At 60.0% G+C, this 18,656-nt stretch carries 19 protein-coding genes; 13 read left to right on the top strand and 6 right to left on the bottom strand.

Annotated features, from left to right (window positions below; genetic code table 11):
- The first annotated feature begins 64 nt into the window (after positions 1–64).
- Genes P3G59_RS19275 through P3G59_RS19260 form a run of 4 tightly spaced genes read left to right on the top strand, consistent with a single transcriptional unit; the run spans position 65 to position 2,666 of the window.
- A complete protein-coding gene (locus P3G59_RS19275; RefSeq protein ID WP_277758557.1) occupies positions 65–373 on the top strand; it encodes a PepSY domain-containing protein in 309 nt (102 codons plus the stop codon).
- Positions 373–684, top strand: coding sequence for a PepSY domain-containing protein (locus P3G59_RS19270; protein ID WP_064118601.1), 312 nt, complete (start codon positions 373–375; stop codon positions 682–684). Before P3G59_RS19275 ends, P3G59_RS19270 begins: the two co-directional genes overlap by 1 nt.
- 3 nt (positions 685–687) lie before the next feature.
- Positions 688–1,356 carry a response regulator transcription factor gene (locus P3G59_RS19265; RefSeq protein WP_007915592.1) on the top strand — a complete coding sequence of 223 codons (669 nt, stop codon included), beginning with the start codon at positions 688–690 and terminating at the stop codon, positions 1,354–1,356.
- Entirely contained in the window at positions 1,353–2,666 is a 1,314-nt protein-coding gene (locus P3G59_RS19260) for a sensor histidine kinase (protein ID WP_277758556.1), read from the top strand. The genes P3G59_RS19265 and P3G59_RS19260 overlap by 4 nt, the downstream gene beginning before the upstream one ends.
- Positions 2,667–2,975: 309 nt before the next feature.
- Here P3G59_RS19260 and P3G59_RS19255 read toward each other — a convergent pair whose 3' ends face one another.
- Entirely contained in the window at positions 2,976–5,123 is a 2,148-nt protein-coding gene (locus P3G59_RS19255) for a methyl-accepting chemotaxis protein (protein WP_277758555.1), read from the bottom strand.
- Positions 5,124–5,380: 257 nt separating this feature from the next.
- On the opposite strand from P3G59_RS19255, the gene P3G59_RS19250 reads away from it, so the two are divergent.
- Both P3G59_RS19250 and P3G59_RS19245 read left to right on the top strand, forming a co-directional pair.
- A complete protein-coding gene (locus tag P3G59_RS19250; protein ID WP_277758554.1) occupies positions 5,381–6,700 on the top strand; it encodes a Na+/H+ antiporter NhaC family protein in 1,320 nt (439 codons plus the stop codon).
- Positions 6,701–6,972: 272 nt separating this feature from the next.
- Positions 6,973–8,655 carry a methyl-accepting chemotaxis protein gene (locus P3G59_RS19245; RefSeq protein WP_277758553.1) on the top strand — a complete coding sequence of 561 codons (1,683 nt, stop codon included), beginning with the start codon at positions 6,973–6,975 and terminating at the stop codon, positions 8,653–8,655.
- Between the two features lie 207 nt (positions 8,656–8,862).
- Here P3G59_RS19245 and P3G59_RS19240 read toward each other — a convergent pair whose 3' ends face one another.
- Positions 8,863–9,798 (bottom strand): LysR family transcriptional regulator, encoded by a 936-nt coding sequence (locus tag P3G59_RS19240; protein ID WP_277758552.1) that lies wholly within the window; start codon positions 9,796–9,798, stop codon positions 8,863–8,865.
- A gap of 114 nt (positions 9,799–9,912) precedes the next feature.
- Between P3G59_RS19240 and P3G59_RS19235 the strand changes: the two genes are divergently transcribed.
- The 4 genes from P3G59_RS19235 to P3G59_RS19220 all read left to right on the top strand — a co-directional run bounded on the left by P3G59_RS19235 (position 9,913) and on the right by P3G59_RS19220 (position 13,291).
- Positions 9,913–10,398 (top strand): DMT family transporter, encoded by a 486-nt coding sequence (locus tag P3G59_RS19235; protein WP_277758551.1) that lies wholly within the window; start codon positions 9,913–9,915, stop codon positions 10,396–10,398.
- Positions 10,399–10,401: 3 nt separating this feature from the next.
- Complete coding sequence (locus tag P3G59_RS19230; protein WP_277758550.1) at positions 10,402–10,854, top strand: DMT family transporter; 453 nt, start codon at positions 10,402–10,404, stop codon at positions 10,852–10,854.
- Between the two features lie 197 nt (positions 10,855–11,051).
- Positions 11,052–12,230 (top strand): IS481 family transposase, encoded by a 1,179-nt coding sequence (locus P3G59_RS19225; RefSeq protein WP_277758418.1) that lies wholly within the window; start codon positions 11,052–11,054, stop codon positions 12,228–12,230.
- 896 nt (positions 12,231–13,126) lie between these two features.
- On the top strand, positions 13,127–13,291 hold the full coding sequence (locus P3G59_RS19220) for a metallothionein (protein ID WP_277758549.1): 165 nt from the start codon (positions 13,127–13,129) through the stop codon (positions 13,289–13,291).
- 26 nt (positions 13,292–13,317) lie between these two features.
- On the opposite strand, the gene P3G59_RS19215 is transcribed toward P3G59_RS19220, so the two are convergent.
- Positions 13,318–13,590, bottom strand: a complete 273-nt coding sequence (locus P3G59_RS19215; protein WP_277758548.1) for a hypothetical protein — start codon at positions 13,588–13,590, stop codon at positions 13,318–13,320.
- A gap of 38 nt (positions 13,591–13,628) precedes the next feature.
- Positions 13,629–13,856, bottom strand: a complete 228-nt coding sequence (locus P3G59_RS19210; RefSeq protein ID WP_008081484.1) for a DUF6555 family protein — start codon at positions 13,854–13,856, stop codon at positions 13,629–13,631.
- A 145-nt stretch (positions 13,857–14,001) separates the two neighbouring features.
- Here P3G59_RS19210 and P3G59_RS19205 point away from each other — a divergent pair, with 145 nt between their 5' ends.
- From P3G59_RS19205 to P3G59_RS19195, 3 genes are all read left to right on the top strand, one after another.
- The gene (locus tag P3G59_RS19205) at positions 14,002–14,769 is read left to right on the top strand and encodes a helix-turn-helix transcriptional regulator (protein ID WP_277758547.1); all 768 of its coding nucleotides are present in this window, start codon (positions 14,002–14,004) and stop codon (positions 14,767–14,769) included.
- Positions 14,770–14,970: 201 nt separating this feature from the next.
- Positions 14,971–15,144 (top strand): DUF1427 family protein, encoded by a 174-nt coding sequence (locus tag P3G59_RS19200; RefSeq protein ID WP_007969534.1) that lies wholly within the window; start codon positions 14,971–14,973, stop codon positions 15,142–15,144.
- Between the two features lie 30 nt (positions 15,145–15,174).
- Positions 15,175–16,131 carry a zinc-binding alcohol dehydrogenase family protein gene (locus P3G59_RS19195; RefSeq protein ID WP_277758546.1) on the top strand — a complete coding sequence of 319 codons (957 nt, stop codon included), beginning with the start codon at positions 15,175–15,177 and terminating at the stop codon, positions 16,129–16,131.
- Between the two features lie 122 nt (positions 16,132–16,253).
- On the opposite strand, the gene P3G59_RS19190 is transcribed toward P3G59_RS19195, so the two are convergent.
- Entirely contained in the window at positions 16,254–17,276 is a 1,023-nt protein-coding gene (locus tag P3G59_RS19190; RefSeq protein WP_277758545.1) for a purine nucleoside permease, read from the bottom strand.
- A gap of 15 nt (positions 17,277–17,291) precedes the next feature.
- On the bottom strand, positions 17,292–18,251 hold the full coding sequence (locus P3G59_RS19185) for a nucleoside-specific channel-forming protein Tsx (RefSeq protein ID WP_277758544.1): 960 nt from the start codon (positions 18,249–18,251) through the stop codon (positions 17,292–17,294).
- Positions 18,252–18,656 lie beyond the last annotated feature (405 nt).

Raw genomic sequence — 18,656 nt, 5'->3', positions numbered from 1 at the left:
TTTCAGTTAAGTTCATCCCGCTAAGGTGCCCACCGTAAGCAACACATAAAAATACGGAGACACCATGAAAACCCTGACTGCCCTGTCCATTGCCGCGATCATCGGCTTCACTGCCAGCCTCGCCCACGCCCGCGATCTCGGCCCTGACGAAGCACTGCGCCTGCGCGACGCTGGTACTATCGTCTCCTTCGAGAAGCTCAACGCCACTGCGTTGGCCAAACATCCGGGTTCGACGATCACCGACACCGAGCTGGAAGAGCAGTACGGCAAGTACATCTACCAGATCGAAATGCGTGATCCGCAGGGGCTGGAGTGGGATCTGGAATTAGACGCAGTGACTGGGCAGGTTCTCAAGGATCATCAGGATACGTAATGAAGGTTAATGTTCGCGCCACCCGCCGCACGGCGTTGGCGCTGGTGATGTGTTGCTCGACGGCCATGGCTCGGGACCTCGGTCCGGACGAAGCCCTTAATCTGCGCAAGCAGGGCGTGATCCTGCCGCTGGAGCAAGTGCTGCAGCAGGCGATGGACCGCTATCCCGGGGCGAAACTGCTGGAAGTCGAGCTGGAAGAAAAACACGACGTCTACATTTATGAAGTCGAGCTGCTGACTGTCGAAGGTGTCGCCCGCGAGCTGCACTTGAAGGCCGATACCGGTGAACTGGTGAAAGACAAGGAAGATTGATCGATGCGTTTGCTATTGGTGGAAGACCACGTACCGCTGGCCGACGAATTGCTCGCCGGCCTGCAGCGCCAGGGCTATGCAGTCGATTGGCTGGCGGACGGCCGCGATGCGCTGTATCAGGGCAGCAGCGAACCCTATGACCTGATCATTCTCGACCTCGGCCTGCCGGGTGTGCCGGGGCTTGAAGTGCTGGCGCAGTGGCGCGCCGGTGGTCTGGCGATTCCGGTGTTGATCCTCACGGCGCGCGATTCCTGGGCCGAGCGCATCGAAGGCCTGAAGGCCGGCGCCGACGATTACCTGACCAAACCGTTCCACCCTGAAGAGCTGCAACTGCGAATTCAATCGCTGCTGCGCCGCTCCAAAGGCCAGGCCAATCAGCCGACTTTGCAGGCTGCCGGTCTGCACCTGGACGAAGGCCGTCAGTGCGTGGTGCGTGATGGCGCCGACATTCAACTGACCGCCGCCGAATTTCGTCTGCTGCGCTATTTCATGCTGCACCCTGAGCAAATCCTTTCCAAAAGCCACCTCGCCGAACACCTCTACGACGGCGAAACCGAGCGTGACTCCAACGTCCTTGAAGTGCACGTCAATCACCTGCGCCGCAAGCTCGGCAAAAGCGTGATCGAAACCCGTCGCGGTCAGGGTTACCTGTTCGGCGGGCAAGCTTCGTGAGGTCGATCCAGCGCCGCTTGAGCTTGGGTTTGATCAGCGTGATGGTGATCGTTGGCGTGGTGGTGGCGCAAACCAGCCTGTGGTTGTTCGAAGTGGGTTTGCAGCGCTACCTCGAAGCCGGTCTGCGCAACGACAGTGAAAGTCTGCTGGTGGCATTGGTGCGCGGCCCGCAAGGCCTGCAACTGGATGAGCGGCATCTGTCGCCGGCCTATCAGCGACCGTTTTCCGGGCATTACTTCCGGATCGACTTTGCCGACAGCCATTGGCGCTCGCGATCGTTGTGGGATCAGGATCTGCCGCTGCTCGACCATCCCGGTCTGCACAGCAATCTGCAGTTGGGGCCGGACGGTCAGCAATTGCTGGTGCTGCGCTCGGACTACCGACGCCTGGGTCAATCGATTTCGATCAGCGTCGCGCAGGATTACACGCCGGTGCGCCAGAGCTTTCAGCGCATGCGCCAGATCGGGCTGGGCATGGGGCTGGCGGCGTTGTTGTTGATTCTGCTGCTGCAACGGCTGACCGTGCGTCGCGCCTTGAAACCACTGGAAAAGGCCCGCGAACAGATTGCGCAATTGCAGCAGGGCCAGCGTTCACAACTCGATGAACAGGTGCCGGTGGAACTGGAACCGCTGGTGGCGCAGATCAACCATTTGCTTGCCCACACCGAAGACAGCCTCAAGCGTTCACGCAATGCCTTGGGTAATCTCGGGCATGCGTTGAAAACGCCGTTGGCGGTGTTGTTGAGCCTGGCGTCCAGCGAAAAACTCGATGCGCATCCCGAGTTGCGCAAGGTCCTCAAGGAACAACTGGAGCAGGTGCAGCAACGGCTTAATCGCGAGTTGAACCGTGCGCGGCTGTCCGGTGATGCGTTGCCAGGTGCGCTGTTTGATTGCGATGCGGAGCTGCCGGGGTTGTTGGCGACGTTGAACATGATCCACGGCGAGCATCTGGCGTTGAGTTATGTCGCGCCGGCAGGGTTGCAACTGCCGTGGGATCGTGAGGACTTGCTCGAATTGCTCGGCAACTTGCTGGACAACGCCTGCAAATGGGCGGATGCCGAAGTGCGCTTGAGTGTGATCGAGCGTACGGATGGTTTTGCCCTCAGCGTGGAAGATGATGGGCCAGGGATTCCCGAAGAACAGCGCGTCGAGGTGTTCAGCCGGGGCACGCGGCTGGATGAGCAGACTCACGGGCATGGCTTGGGATTGGGGATTGTGCGCGACATCGTCGAGACGTGGGGCGGATTGCTGGTGTTGGGCGAGAGTGAGTGGGGCGGGTTGAAAGTGGTGATCGAGTTGCCTCGGCGGTGAACCTCTAAAGGCCCCTCACCCTAACCCTCCCGAAACGTCGGACCGCCCAGAGGGAGAGGGGACCGACCGAGGTGTTTGCTCGAGCTACACCGACTTGCAATATCGAGTCGAGCTCAGGTTTTGAAAGCCATCCTGTGACCTGTAATACCGGGTCGAACTCAGGCTTTGAAAGCTTCCCGTGATCTGAGTTATCGAGCCGGGCTCAGGTTTTGAATGACATGCAGATCGGCTCCCTTTCCCCCTCGCCCCCCTTGGGGGGAGAGGGCTGGGGTGAGGGGGGAATCTCACGGACACCCCGCAACTTTCAAATCAGACGCGAAACTGATCCATCAAACTCTGCTGCTGATTCGCCAGACTATTGAGCGACTGACTCACCCGCGCCGACTCGTTCGCCTGCACGGACAACGACTCGGTCACATCGCGAATCGTCGCCACGTTGTTATTGATCTCTTCCGCCACCGCACTTTGCTCTTCAGCGGCACTGGCAATCTGCAGGTTCATGTCGCTGATCACCGTCACCGCATCGCCGATCTGGCGCAGCGCGGTCACGGCCTGACCAACCTGTTCGACACTGCCCTGGGCCTGACGATGGCTGTTGCTCATCGAACCGACCACGTCCTGGGTGCCGCTTTGCAACTGCTCGATGACCTGACGGGTTTCTTCCACCGACTCTTGCGTGCGGCGGGCGAGGTTGCGGACTTCGTCGGCGACCACGGCAAAACCACGTCCCGCCTCGCCGGCACGCGCCGCTTCGATCGCGGCGTTGAGCGCCAGCAAGTTAGTCTGCTCGGCAATCGCGCGGATGGTTTCCAGCACGGCGCCGATCTTCTCGCTGTTGGCGGACAGGCCTTCAACTTGCACCATCGCTGCGCTCATGTCGGCGGCGAGGGTGTCGATGCTCGCGGTGGTGCGGTCGATCACGGTCAGGCCCTGACGGGTGGCGCGATCGGCATCCTTGGCGGCCTCGGCAGCCTGCGCGGCGCTGCGCGCGACGTCTTGCGCGGTGGCGCTCATTTCGTGGGACGCGGTGGCGACCTGATCGACCTGGCGGTATTGCTGCTCCATACCAGCGCTGGTTTGCGTGGCGATGGCCGAAGACTGGTCGGCGGTGTTGCGCGCGTCCTGCACCGAGCGTTTCACCTCGGCGATGATCGGCTGCAACTTGTCGAGGAAACGGTTGAACCAGCCGGCCAGTTGCCCGAGTTCGTCCTGCTTGTCGTAGGCCAGGCGGCGGGTCAGATCACCTTCGCCGCTGGCGATGTCTTCAAGCATGTGCGCCACGCCGAGGATCGGTTTGGTCACGCTGCGCGCCATCAGCCACACCAGCAGCAGGCCGATCAACGCGGCGAGTACGCCCAGACTCAATTCGATCAAGGTGCCGGAGGTATTGCTCGCGTCCAGTTGTTGCTTGAGGGCTTCAGCGCGGCTGACCAGCACTTTCTCTGGCACATCCAGCAACACGCCCCACGCCGGGCCGCCGGGAATCGGCTGGAACGGCGACAGCACCTTCAGCTGGCCGTTGCTGTGCAGGCTGCTCACACTGCTGGTGGACGCGAGTTTGCTCAGCAGTTCGGCGCCGCTGATTTTGTCCACGGCATCCAGACGCTGGCTGAGTTTGCCGGCGTCCGGGCTGTAGCCGGCGAGCAAACCGGCGGGGCTGATGATGCTCACGGCGGTCTGGCCGTCGTAGAGCTTTTTGCTGGCGCCCTGACTGATCGCTTGCAGGCTGTTGAGGTTGATGTCGACCGACAGCGAAGCGATGACTTTACCGTTGACCATCAGCGGAAAGACGATGCTGGTCATCAGCACGTTTTGCCCGTCGATCACATAGAAGTACGGTTCGATCACGCACGGCTTGAGCGTAGCGCGAGGGCAAGTGAACCAGGCGTTGGCGGCCTGGCCGCTGGGGCCGGTGCTGGTGTCGGCCATGTCGCTTTCCGGCAGGGCCATCGAGGTGACTTTGCCCGGGGTCGGTTGCGACCAGTACAGGGCGAAACGGCCCTTGTCATTGCTGCCGAGTTCAGCTTGCCCTGCAAACAGTTCGTCTTTGCCGTCCAGTGCGTTGGCTTCAAACACCAGCGACAGGCCGAGCAGATCCGGGTTGGCTTGCAGCGCCGATTTGACCTGACGGGTCATGTCTTCGCGCAGGTCGAAGGCATCGAGGAAGCGCTTCTCGGCCTGTTCGCGCAGGAACAGCACCTGCCGCGAAAAGCCGTGGCCGTACTGATAGGCGTCCATGAATTGCTGGCGAATGCCGGCGGCCTGCACTTCACCTTGCGACTCGATGCGCGCCTGCGCCGACTCGGTGAGCATTTCCATACTGGAAGCTTTCACCAGTTCAGAACTGTGCTCCATGCGATACAGCGAAAGACCCACCAACAGGGTCACGATACCGGCCAGGCAGAGGCCGGCGAGCAGGGTGATTTTCCATTGGATGGAAAGTTGTCTGAGCGACATGGAGACGTCCTTATTCGATAAATATCTGAGACTTTGCACTTTAACGGCCCAAGAGCAGCTTTCTTGAGCTTCCAGCCGCAAGCTGCAAGTGAAAAAACGCAAAAGCTTGCCGCTTGTGACTTGCAGCTTGCCGCTGCTTCATTCACAGTGCGCGCCCTTCTAATAAGACCCTCTTTGCAAATCCGCCGGTGAACCGTTGGCGGACTCATCCTGTCTGGCGGCCGGTTTTCCACCGCAGTGTTTTTTGAGGTAATGAAATGAATGCAGTCATAGCGGCGGTCGGCGTCATGCTGGTGCTCAGCCTGTCCCGCGTGCACGTGGTGATCGCTCTGATCGTCGGCGCGCTGGTCGGCGGTCTGACCGGTGGCCTGGGCATCGACGCCACGCTCAAGGCGTTCAACAGCGGCCTGGGCGGCGGCGCAACGGTGGCGTTGTCCTACGCGTTGCTCGGCGCTTTCGCCGTGGCGATTGCCAAGTCTGGCCTGGCCCATGCGCTGGCCGACAAGGCGCTGGCCATGGTTGACCGGCAGCATTCGAGCGGCGGTGGCAGCGTCAAATGGCTGCTGATCGGCCTGTTGTGGGTAGTGGCGATCGCCTCGCAGAATATTCTGCCGATCCACATCGCGTTCATTCCGCTGCTGGTGCCGCCCCTTTTATATGTACTGACCAAGCTGCAACTCGATCGCCGCCTGATCGCCTGCGTCATGACCTTCGGCCTGATCACCCCGTACATGGTGTTCCCGGTCGGCTTCGGCAATATCTTTCTCAACCAGATCCTGCTGGCCAACGTCAGCAAGGCCGGCGTCGACATCAGCCAGATCAATGTCATGCACGCCATGGCCATTCCGGCGCTGGGCATGGTCTTTGGTCTGCTGATGGCGGTGTTCTTCAGCTATCGCAAGAAGCGCGTGTACGACCTGGAGAAAATTGAACAGGTCGAGCAGGTCAGCGTTGCCTACAACCCGAAAACCATCGGTATCGCCGGCCTGGCCATTGCGGCCGCGTTCATCATTCAACTGCTGCTGGACTCGATGATTATCGGCGCGCTGGCCGGTTTTCTGATCTTCTCGGCATCGGGCATTGTGAAGTGGCGTGAAACCGACGACCTGTTCACCGAAGGCATGAAGATGATGGCGATGATCGGCTTCATCATGATCTCGGCCTCAGGGTTCGCCGAAGTGCTGAAAGCTACCGGCGAGGTACGCTCGCTGGTTGAAAGTGCGGCAGCGTGGATTGATCACAGTCAGGCCATTGGTGCGCTGTTGATGTTGCTGGTGGGTTTGATGGTGACCATCGGTATTGGCTCTTCCTTCTCGACCGTGCCGATTCTGGCGGCGATTTTCGTGCCGTTGTGCGTGCAACTGGGCTTCAGCCCGATGGCCATCGTGTGCATCGTCGGCACCGCCGGGGCGTTGGGCGACACCGGTTCGCCGGCATCGGACTCGACGCTGGGGCCGACCTCGGGTCTGAACGTTGACGGCCAGCATCACCACATCTGGGACACCGTGGTGCCGACGTTCCTGCACTACAACTTGCCGTTGCTGGCATTCGGCTGGGTGGCCGCGATGGTTCTCTGACTCCGTTCTATGATCGTTCCCATGCTCTGCGTGGGAATGCCTCTCGTGACGCTCTGCGTCACGCCGTTGGACGCGGAGCGTCCGGAGCTGCATTCCCACGCAGAGCGTAGGAACGATCAAGATCAAAGGATCGCAGCCTTCGGCAGCTCCTACAGAGCTCGATGTAGGAGCTGCCGAAGGCTGCGATCTTTTTTTGCGGGTTCAACTTTTGCTTTTGCGTGCCGTTAAAGCCTTTAACCACGCCAATAAAACCAAAAGAGTGAGCCCCCACAATGCGCCTGAGCCTCAAGGCTAAAGTCCTGTCCCTCGCCGTTCTCCCGGTGTTGCTCTTTGCGCTGGTCATCAGCCTGACCACGCTGTTCATCCTCCAGGAACAGGCGCACAAAGAGGTCGAACAGACCCGCGAACGCCTGCTCGGCGACGCCAAAGCCACCCTGCAAAGTTACGTCGCCGTGGCCATGACCACGATCAAACCGCTGTACGACGCGGCCGCGTCGGGTGATAACGAGGCACGCGCACAGGCGATCAAACTGCTCTCCGGCATTCGCTACGGCAAGGACGGCTACTTCTTCGGCTACGACTCCGAGACCGTACGCCTGTTCAAGGCCAACGACCCCGAAGGCGTGGGCAAAAGCTTCAAGGACAACCGCGACCCGAACGGCGTTTACGTCAACCGCGGCCTGGTGAGTGTGGCGAAGGACGGCACGCACTATTTGCAATACAGCTCGCCGCTGCCGGGCAACGCGCAGGTGCTGGTGCCGAAACTCGGTTACACCGAATACCTGGCGAAGTGGGACATGGCCGTTGGTACCTCGGTCAACCTCGACGGCATCGAAGCGCAGGTGGCGCTGGTTGAAGCGCAAGTGCAGGAGCGTATGCAAGGCGTGGTGCTGAGCATCGTCGGCGTGGCGGTGGTGGTGCTGTTGGTGATCGCGGCGGCGGGGATGTTGCTGGCCAACACCATTCTGCGTCCGTTGACCCTGATGAAAGCCAACCTCGATGACATCGCGGCGGGCGAGGGCGATCTGACCCGGCGCCTGAACATCACCAGCCAGGACGAACTCGGCGAACTGGCCGGCTCGTTCAACCGCTTCGTCGACAAGATCCATGGTCTGGTGCGGCAGATCACCGAGATGACCACGCAATTGACCGGGCTGGTGACGCAAGTGTCCGATCAGGCCCAGCGCTCCGATCAGGCAATGGAGCGTCAGCGCCACGAGACCGATCAGGTCGCCACGGCGATCAACGAGATGTCTGCCGCTGCACAGGAAGTCGCAAAGAGCGCACAGAACGCCGCCGTCGCCGCCCAGCAGACCGATGAAGAAGGCCAGAGCGCCAAGCGTGTGGTGGCCGGCAGCATCAAGCAGATTCATGCGTTGGTGGATGATATTCGCAGCAGCGGCGTGTCGCTCGACAGTCTGCAGCAGGACGTGACGTCGATTGTCGGTGTGCTCGGGGTGATTCGTTCGATTGCCGAGCAGACCAATCTGTTGGCATTGAACGCGGCGATTGAAGCGGCGCGGGCCGGTGAGGCCGGACGTGGCTTTGCCGTGGTGGCGGATGAGGTGCGGGCACTGGCCAGTCGCACGCAGATCAGCACCCAGGAAATTCAGGGGATGATCGATCGCTTGCAGGCGGGTACGCAGTCGGCGGTCGAGGCGATGCGCCGTTCCAGCGAAGCGGGTGACGGCACTTCACAGCAGGCTAATCAGGCCGGGGCTTCGCTGGATGCCATGGCCGAGCTGATCGCGACGATCAACTCGATGAACGCGCAGATTGCCAGTGCGGCGGAAGAGCAGACGGCGGTGGCGGAGGAGATCAACCGCAGCGTGCATCAGATTGCGGTGGCGGTGGACAGCGTGGCTGATGAAACGCAGTTGGGCGCGCAGACGTCGCGCAGTCTGGCGGAGCTGGGGCAGCGCTTGGGCAAACTGGTCGGTCAGTTCCGGATCTGACCGCTTGAAAAGCCCCTCACCCTAGCCCTCTCCCAGAGGGAGAGGGGACTGACCGAGGTGTCTCGCGTCATCCGTCGACCTGATAGATTCAGTCGATTATGGATTCGGTAAAGCTGTTTCAGGTCGGCGCAGTTCCATAGCATCCCCCAATCAGTCCCCTCTCCCTCCGGGAGAGGGCCAGGGTGAGGGGCTCTTGATCTTCGTCCCTCAAGGTCTGTCCCAGTAGGGCACTTCACCGAAGCATTCGACAAAGAAATCAATCACCGTACGCACCTTCACCGACAACCGCCGGCTCCCCGGCCACAACACCGCAATCTGCTGCGGCTCCAGGCTGTTCGACACCTGATATTCGCCCAGCACCGGCACCAACGTGCCGTCGCGCACCGCTTCACCAATCAGCCACGACGGAAACATCACCAGCCCCAGGCCTTGCTCGGCGGCTTGGGTGAGCGTGTCGGCGTGGTTGCCGGTGATCGGGCCTTTCACCGAGTACGGCGTCCAGTCTTCGCCCTCGCGGCGGAAAAACCAGCGCTGCTGGCCGGCCGCGCCTTTGTAGGCGAGGCATTGGTGCTGCGCCAGATCCTCAGGCTTTAGCGGTGTGCCGTGGCGCTTGAGATACGCCGGACTGGCCGCGACCTGAAAGCGATGCGGCGCGAGAATCCGTGCCTGCATGCTCGAATCATGCAGCGGGCCGATGCGGAACAGCAGATCGGCGCCTTCCTGCAAGGGGTCGATGTAATGGTCAGTCTGTTGAATATCCAGTTGCAGCTTTGGATAGCGCGCGCACAACTTGCCCAGCCATGGCGTCAGATGCCGCTGGCCGAACACCACCGGGGCGTTGATGCGCACCAGACCCGTGGGTTCGCTTTGCTGTTCCTGCAGCGCCTGTTCGGCTTCTTCCAGTTGCACCAGTACCAGCCGCGCATGGTGACCGAGCATGCGCCCGGCTTCGGTTGGCGTCACGGCGCGGGTGTGGCGATAGAGCAATTGCTGGTTCAGTGCCTGCTCCATCAATTGAATCTGCCGGGATATCGACGACGGCGCCACGCCTTCGCGGCGGGCGACTTCGGAAAAACTGCCGTGATCGAGAACGGCCACAAACAGCCTGAGTGCCTTGAATCCGAGTTCGTTGAGCCCGAGCATGGGGTCATCCTGCTGTGCGAGTTGCGCAAAAGTGTTGTCCGGATGCTCCCATTTATCGCACAGCTTCGCCAGCCGATAATCCGCGCCATCGTTTACTTGAGTGGAAGGTTGTTTATGCAGGCGTTGGATGAGGTGAGCGTTAGCGCACCGGCGACGAAATCGGGATTGCGCTTGTTATTGCTGCCGCTGGTGATTCTGGCGGGCATGGGGCTGTCGGTGGAGGCGGGGTTGCTTGGGCCGTTGGGCGTACAGGTCGGGCATCTGTGGGCGACCTTGAGCATCTTTGGGGTGGGCTCGGCGATTCTGTTTTTGCTGTTGTTGTTCGCTGGCCCGCAAAAAGGCCCGGCACTGACTGATCTGCCGCGTTGGCAGTTGATCGGTGGGTTTCTGGGGCCGATGTATGTGGTGGTGCTGACCTTGGCGACGCCGCATATCGGGATTGCCATGACGATGATCGCGATTCTGTCCGGGCAGGTGGGCAAGAGTGTGTTGATCGACCATTTCGGCTGGTTCGGCGCGACGCGCAAGAAGGTCAATGCCGAGCGATGGCTGGCGTTGGGGTTGATTGTGGTGGCTTTGGTTTTGATTGCGCGGGGGTGAGTGATGGGTCTGGTTATTTTGTTGGCGGTGGTGGTGTTGGCCGGTGCGGTATTGAGTGTGCAGGCGGCGATCAATGGGCGTTTGGGTGAGACCGTTGGGGTGTTGCGCAGTAGTTTGCTGACGTTTGTTGTGGGCGCGGTGACGACCGGGTTGTTGATTTTGTTTTTTGAGCCGGCGCAGGCGGTGAGCCTGTTGGATGTGCCGAAGTGGCAGTTGACGGGGGCGTTGTTTGGGGTGGTGTACATGATGGTGATGGTGGGGGCGGTGCCGGTGGTGGGGACGGCTGTGGCGACGGTGGCGGTGATTGTCGGGCAGTTGGGGATGGGGATGTTGATTGATAATTTTGGCTGGTTGGGGAATCCGGCGATTGAGCTTTCTTCGAGTCGGATTTTGGCGATGGTGTGTTTGGGGGTGGCTTTGGTGTTTATGTATAGGAGTTCGCGTGCCGCTGATTGATTTGGGTTTGGGGGCATATCCGTTGCTGCGGTGACGGCGGCTTAGGGTTCCGCCCTTACGGCGGGTCACTTTTTCCAGACGCCGAAAAAGTAACCAAAAAGGCTTGCTGGTATGACTCACCCACATAGGTAACAAAACAGTTCAAGCACATAGGTAACAGTTTTTAACTGGCACTGGTCGATTCCGAGGATCTGACCATGCCGTGGCGAGAGCTGAAACCTATGGACCTTAAAGTGATGTTCATCGCCGACTATCTGTCCGGTCGGCTCAACTTCAGTCAACTCTGTGCGGCTCACAGCATCAGTCGCAAGACTGGCTACAAGTGGGTGGCCCGCTACAACGCGGACAGCATCAATGGCTTGGCGGAGTGCAGTCGCAAGCGTCATTCTCAAGCACAGGCTGTGCCGTTTGCGGTCAAAGAAGCCATTCTTGAGCTGCGGCGCCAAGGTCAAACCACGCCGGGCCCGAAAAAGATCCAGACAGCCCTGCAAGAGCGGTTTCCAGATCAGCCGCCGCCCTCCAAAACCACGATCTACAACGTGCTTAAAAAAGCGGGGCTAGTGGTGTCTCGACGGTTGCGTCAGCGTGTCGCTGTCTATCCAAAACCACTCCAGAAAGCCGACCTTCCTAATCAGCTCTGGAGCGCTGATTACAAAGGCCAATACCTGACAGGAGACGGTGTCTGGTGTTACCCGTTGACGGTAATGGATCACGCCAGTCGATTTTTACTGGCTTGTGAAAGTATGCCGAGCACGACTTTCAAGGACGCCAAAGCCACCTTCGAACGGTTATTTAAGACGTATGGGATGCCTGAGCGGATCCGCACTGATAACGGTGTCCCTTTTGCCAGCGGCGGGCGTGCGGGGTTATCACAATTATCCATTTGGTGGGCTCGTCTAGGCATCATTCATGAGCGGACTCAACCTGGGCGACCTGAGCAAAACGGACGGCATGAACGCATGCACCGCACGCTTAAAAGTACATTGCCAAGACCGCCGGAAATTGAGTGGGGAGCTCAGCAGAAGCATTTTGATCTGTTCATGCAGCACTATAATCATGAGCGTTTTCATGAGGCATTGGGGCAGAAAACCCCGGCCTCTTGCTACATCAGCTCTTCACGGGTATTTCCGAGAAAGTTGCCGGAGATGAAATACCCCAGCCATGTTGAGGCATACCGAACGGACTCCAACGGCGTAGTGAACAAAGGAAGGCTCAGAATCTATGTGGGCTATGTCCTGAAACATCAGATAGTCGGATTGGAGAGCATCAGCGAGGGTGTTTGGGACATCATCTTTGGGCCTGTTCTACTGGGACGTGTTGATGAACGAGACGCTAAGGATGGTTATCTGACGCTCAAAGTAATCAAAAATAAGTGATCAGGTGTTACCCATGTGCCTGAACTTAACTGTTACCTATGTGGTTGTCCCGTTCATGCTCCTGCGTGCGGCCCGCTCGCTGGGGCTCGGGGTTCCTTCGCTGCGGGATCGATCCGGGCGCAGCGCCTACGGTTTGCTTCGCTGCACCTCCTCTCGCTGTGTTTGGCTGCGCCAAACGGTCGCTGCGCTCCCACGCCCGGATCAATCCCTCCGCTCAGCCTTCCGACGTCGCCTTACAGATCAAGAGCTCAGCCGAGCTAACGCTCATCCTGTTGAGTGGTGAGGAGCACAGCGTGGTCGGCTTTGGTTTTGTGGTGGATTTGCCCCTCACCCCAGCCCTCTCCCCAAGGAGAGGGAGCCGATTTTCGGGATTTTCAAAACCTGAGTTCGACTCGGTATTTCACGTCGGCGTCGCCCGCCCAAACACCTCGGTCAGTCCCCTCTCCCTCGGGGAGAGGGCTAGGGTGAGGGGCTCTTGATCTGGCTCTTGATCTTGCTTTGGCTTTTGATCTTTTGCCCCATCGGCAGGCCGAGCGGAGGTGTTCATCCGGGGGTAGGCGCGCAGCACCGTTCGACGAAGTCGAACACATCGAGAGGAGGTGCAGCGAAGCAAACCGTAGGCGATGCCCCCGGATGGACACCGTAGCGAGGGGACACTGAGCCTCAGCGAAGTGCCGTACGCCAGGGGCAAAGCCTTTTGCTTACTTTTCGGCGTTTGGAAAAGTGAGTCGCTGTAAGAGCGAAACCGCCAGCGGCAACACCCGCAGCAACGGATATGCCCCCCAAACCCAAACCCCAACCCCAAACAAAATCAAAAGATCTGCGCCAGCTCCTACACTGGTTCTTAAGGCTTGCCCTTCAAGCCCCAGACAACCACCACCCAAGGAGTCTGTCCCATGCCTGATAGAAAATGCGATTGCCCCGGATGCAAGTGCACGATCAAGGAAGGCGAACATGCTTACGCCGTGCACGGCAAACACTATTGCTGTGAAGCCTGCGCTCACCACCACAAGAGTGGCGAGGAATGTGCAACCAAGGGCTGTAAGTGCGCCCACGGATGACAAGCGACGCATAAAAACAGTGGAGCCTAATCAGGCTCCACTTCCAGTTTCAGGCTCTCATCATCCAGCCGCTCCGCATGCCGCACCGTACCTTGCAGCCTTCGCCCGTCAACCCTGACCACCACGGTTTTCGCCTGATCGAGGCCTTCCGGCAGCGGTGCCGGCACGCGCAGGGCAAAGCGAAACGGGTCATCTTTGACCGCCTCCAGGCCAACGCGGCAGTCCGCGCTTTTGGTGATCCGCCCAAACAGCGTATCGAGGCCGTAGTCCAGGTGCGCCGGGCTGATGATGTTGCTCATGGTGCATTCCCCCGAATGATGCCGATCGCCAGCCGAGCTTAGCTGGTCGGTCGCCACACGACGTTTTCCACGCCGAATTTTTCCGCCATCGGTTTGCTGGTCTTCTGCACTTTTTCACGGCCGAAGCGCGGGATGCGGCCGACGCCGGCATCGCAGCTCGCCCAGTGCCACGCCTCGGCGTTGTCCATTTTGTCCGAGCGGATAATGAAGGACTTGGGCGTGCCGTGAAGGGTGTATTCGATGACATAGAGTTTTGCGTTGTTCATAAAGCCCGTATTCCTCCCTGTGGTAATAGAGGGATCGCGGTGGGCGTGGAAAATTCACTCGGATTGTCCGACGGTTTCTACCGTTGGCGACGAAACGGCGCACTGGTTACCATGGCGCTTCCGCCAAGCCCAATGATTGCTCGCCATGGCCCTTGCCGCACCCCCTGATCTGAGTGATACCGATGTGCCCGTGCAACCGCTGGCGCGCACCTACCCGCGTGGGTTGTTTATCGAGCCGCACGAGCATGTCTGGGGGCAGTTGCTGTATGCGATGAGCGGGGTGATGTGGGTCGAGACGCCGCACGAAGCGCTGGTGGTGCCGCCGCAGCGGGCGGTGTGGTTGCCGCCGGGTGTGCCGCACGGGATTCGGGTGGTGTCGGATTTGCAGATGCGCAATATCTACCTGCGCCCGGCACTGGCGGCGACGCTGGATCAGACGGTGCAGGTGATCGAAGTCGGTGGGTTGCTGCGCGAGTTGATTGTCGGGCTGGTGGAGCAGGGCGACAGTGGGGAACCGGCTTACTACGAGGCGCTGGTCGGGTTGGCGTTGCTGGAGCTCAAACGCGCAAGGCGTTCGCAGCTGAAGATCCCGCTGCCGGATGACTCCGACCGGCGTCTGATGAACGTGTGCCAGGCAGTGATGGCGGCGCCGTCGCTGGAGATTTCGTTCGAGCAGCATGCGGAAAATGCCGGAGCCAGCGTGCGCACCCTGGCGCGGTTGTTCAAAGACAGCCTCGGTATGGGCTTCGCCGAGTGGCGGCGGCAGGTGCAACTGGCGACGGCGGTGGCGGAGTTGATTCAGGGCGTGGCGGTGAGTGTGATCGCCCGCGAACTCGGCTATTCGCCCAGCAGCTTCAGCGACATGTTTCGCCGGGAGCTGGGTGTCGCCCCCTCGCAATTCACCACTGCCTGAACGCAAACCCCGTAGGAGCTGCCGAAGGCTGCGATCTTTTGACTTTGTTTTTGCAAGACAAGATCAAAAGATCGCAGCCTTCGGCAGCTCCTACAGGGGAATGCATTACCTGAGGTTTGGCCGAAAATCAGAAGTCCTTGGCCGGTACCGTTTGCAGGCTTTCCCTAGACTCTGCCCATTCCCACGCGGCGGAGTTCTCCCATGAACTACCTGATTTCACTGGCCATCGGCCTCGGCGTCGGCCTGTTGTATGGCGCGCTCGACTTCCGTTCTCCGGCGCCACCGGCCATCGCGCTGGTCGGTTTGCTCGGCATGTTGGCCGGCGAGCAGTTGTGGCCGATGGGCCGACAGCTGGTTGCGGGTTGGTTGTCCTGAATTTCCTCTTTTCCTTCGGTGGATGTCCCCATGAAAGCACTGCAATTCGATAAAACCGGCGACCTGTCTTCCCTGCGCTTCGTTGACGTGGCGACTCCCGTTCCAGGCGCGAACGAAGTACTTGTGCAGATCAAGGCTGCCGGCCTGAACCCCAGCGACGTGAAGAACGTGCTTGGACGTTTTCCCTACACCACGCTGCCACGGATTCCCGGTCGCGATTTTGCGGGTGTCGTCGTCGAAGGTCCGCAAGCGTTGATCGGTCAGGAAGTCTGGGGCACCGGCCGTGAGCTGGGCTTTTTCGCCGACGGTACTCATGCGCAATTCGTCAAACTGCCAGCCAACGGCGTGGCGCACAAACCGTCGCACCTGAGTTTCACCCAGGCCGCCAGCCTCGGCGTGCCGTACACCACGGCGTGGGATGCGCTGGAACGCAGTCTGGTGACGGCCGACACACGTTTGCTGGTGATCGGCGGCGGAGCGGTGGCCACCGCAGCATTGGCGCTGGCGAAGGTGCGTGGCGCGCAGTTGCTGGCAGCGGCGCGGCGCCCTGAGCAGGTGGCGGAGCTGCAAGCGCAGGGTTATCAGACGATTCAACTGGATAAGCCCGAAGACCTCGGCGCGCAGGTCAACGCGGTGTATCGCGGCGGTGCCGATGTGATCTTCGACACCACCGGTTTCTGGTTGCCGGCGTCGGTGGCGGCATTGGCCACTTTCGGCCGGATCGCGATCATCGCGGCACCGGTGGACGGGCATGTGCAATTGCCGGCACTGGCCTTGTATCGCAAGGGCGGTTCGGTGGTCGGGATCAATTCATTGTTGTATGGCGTTGAAGCCTGTGCGGCGATGCTCGAGCAGTTCGGGCGGTTCTTTGATGAAGGGTTGTTGCCGTTGCCGCAAGGGTTGGTCGAGGCACCGTTGGCTGAGGGGCTTGCGCGCTACGCCGATGTGAATCAGGGCAGCGGTGACAAGGTCATCCTCATCCCCTGACCCTCCGCAAAACCCCTGTAGGAGTGAGCCTGCTCGCGATAGCGGTGTGTCAGTCACTCATGATTAAACTGACACACCGCTATCGCGAGCAGGCTCACTCCTACAGTTGATTTGTGTTGGGCTCAGGATTGCGGGACGTCGTTTTCCCATGCCGACCAGTTTTTCAGGATGTCCTGCACCAGCGGATTGCCCGCGCGATACAGGTTCTCCAGCGCCGGCACGAAACCGCCCTGATCGGCGTACTTGAGCAGGTTGTCCACTTCACTGCCGCCCGGTTCAGGACGGTCGAAATCGGAGCCGGCGCGCACCACGGCCAGGCGTTGCACATCGACCAGACCTTCGCGACTGGCGCGCAGCAGGGCCTCATAGGTCGAGTTGTCTTCCTGCTGCGTCGTGCAGTATTCACCCTTGTTGTCGGTCAGCAATCGGGTCCAGACCTCGGCCCGTTCGCTCAGACGCGTGCCGGAGAACCAGGTGTTGCCCGCTAACGTGTCGCAGCGAGTGACCACCGGTGGCTGATTGGCCGGTGCCGAAGGATATTTCAGGCGCCACGCTGCCGATTCCTTGCTCTCGCTCAGTTCGACCTTGTGGCTCAGGGCGAAGGCCTTGGCCTGCAACTTCGGGTTGAGTTCAAAGACTTCGGTCTTGTAGTCCAGCGGCGGTTTTTCGTTTGGCCCCTTGGTGTTGATGCCCAGATACCCGGTCGGCCAGCTTGATGGCGCATCGCGCGAATCGATCTCCCATTGCGTGCCGAATTCCACCAGATAATGCGCCCACGCGGCGGTGCCGATGGTCCCGTGTTTCGGGCTGATCCCGGCAATGCCGGCGATCAGGAAGTAGCTTTTACGCAGGTCGAATTTCGGCGACAGCGCCAACGCCAATGTCGAAGCGGCAGCGTTGGTCTGGCCCATGCCGGTGGTCAGCAGGCACACCTGCTGCGCGTTGCAGCGGATGCTCGGGTACTCGGCGGACAGGCCCGGTACGCGGATTTCCTGCTTCAGTTCCAGGCGATCAATCCAGTGTTGCGCCTCGGGGGCGAACATGGTGATCAGCACGACTTTCGGTTGGATCGGTGCCTCGGCAGCCCACGCGGTGGAAGAGAGCAGGGCCGCGCCGGCCAGGGTCAAACGCATCATTGCTGGCATGAAAAACTCCTCGAATCAGAACTGATAACCGACGCCGGCGTAGTAACCCCAGCCGTTGGAACGCGCGCGGAAATTGCCATCGCCAAAATTCAGCTCGCTGCCGTCTTCCCAGTTGCCGCCGTTGTGGAAGTAACGGCCGACCAAAGTGAAGCGCAAGTGGGTGAAGGAGTAGAGCAAGACGTTGGTTGCCACCGTCGCGTTGGCGGTGCGCGCCGGGTTGTCCTTGTGGATGTCCGAGCCGAAATCGAAGTTGGTAAAACCGATGTAAGTCAGCGACGCGCCGTTGCTGAATTTGTCGATGGGCACGATGTACTTCAGCTGCGCGCGATAGCCGTCCCAGGAATATTCGTTGCTGGCGCCGTAGTTTTCCCATTGATAGCGACCGTACAGGTTGGCCGACAGATTGACCCGCGAATGGGTGTCGATGTCGGTGCCAAAACCGCTGTAGAGGGTGTTGGCGCGATTCTCTTTGCGGCTGCCGTGATCGTAGATCCAGTCGAACGCTACATACCATTCCTTGAACGGGCCGATGGCCAGACTGCGGCCGGCGAGGTAGTCGATGGAGATGCGCGGTTCGTGTTCCATGAACACCGGCGAGCCGTGATCCCATACGCCTTTGTCGTGGCTGTTGCCGATGTTGAAGATCTTCGGAATGTCGATGTAGCCGTAGAGTTCGAACGGGCCTTTGCGGCCGAAGTACTCGTACTCCAGGTAGATGTCATCGGCCGGTTGCGGGCCGAAGCTGATGTCTTTGCTGCCGATCAGCATCAGGTCCTGGTTGTACCAGTCCGACAGGTACGCACCTTTTTTCGGCGGGCTGGCTTCGGGGCTGAGGGCTTCGCCCTGGGCGGATTCTTCTTTGGTTGCCGGTTGCGCCACAGCGTTGTGGCTGAGAAGTCCGGTAACGCCGGTCAGTAGCAGGGAAACAGCAAACGTGCGCGCAAACGGGGCGCGAAGCGAAGAAGCGGAGTGCATTCAAAGTCCTTTTTTGCGGATCGAGGCCCGGATTCTGCGGACCTATAGGGGTTTGTCGGGAAAATGCCGGGATTGACGGTTCGCAAACGTTTGCACAAGCCGTACCAAGTACACCTGTAGGAGCTGCGGCACGCTGCGATCTTTTGATTTTGCTTTAAAGATAAAGATCAAAGGATCGCAGCGTGCCGCAGCTCCTACAGGGGCCTGTGGCGTGTTCAAAGCCTTGTGTTTATTGGCTGAAAGCCCCGGTTTAGAAGGGCCTAGTCTTAAAGTATTAACACCATTTAATCAGTGCCCCATCGCGGGGCGTCTACTAGCTTTGTCCCCAATCAACGGTTTTGTGATGACCGTCGCAGTCTTGAGTCGCGTGTGGAATAAGCACGGCTTTGCACGCCTTCAAGGAAG

Origin of the sequence: Pseudomonas sp. A34-9, from assembly GCF_029543085.1 — a bacterium.
Taxonomy (GTDB): Bacteria; Pseudomonadota; Gammaproteobacteria; order Pseudomonadales; family Pseudomonadaceae; genus Aquipseudomonas.
This window is presented reverse-complemented; position numbering and strand designations above follow the sequence as displayed.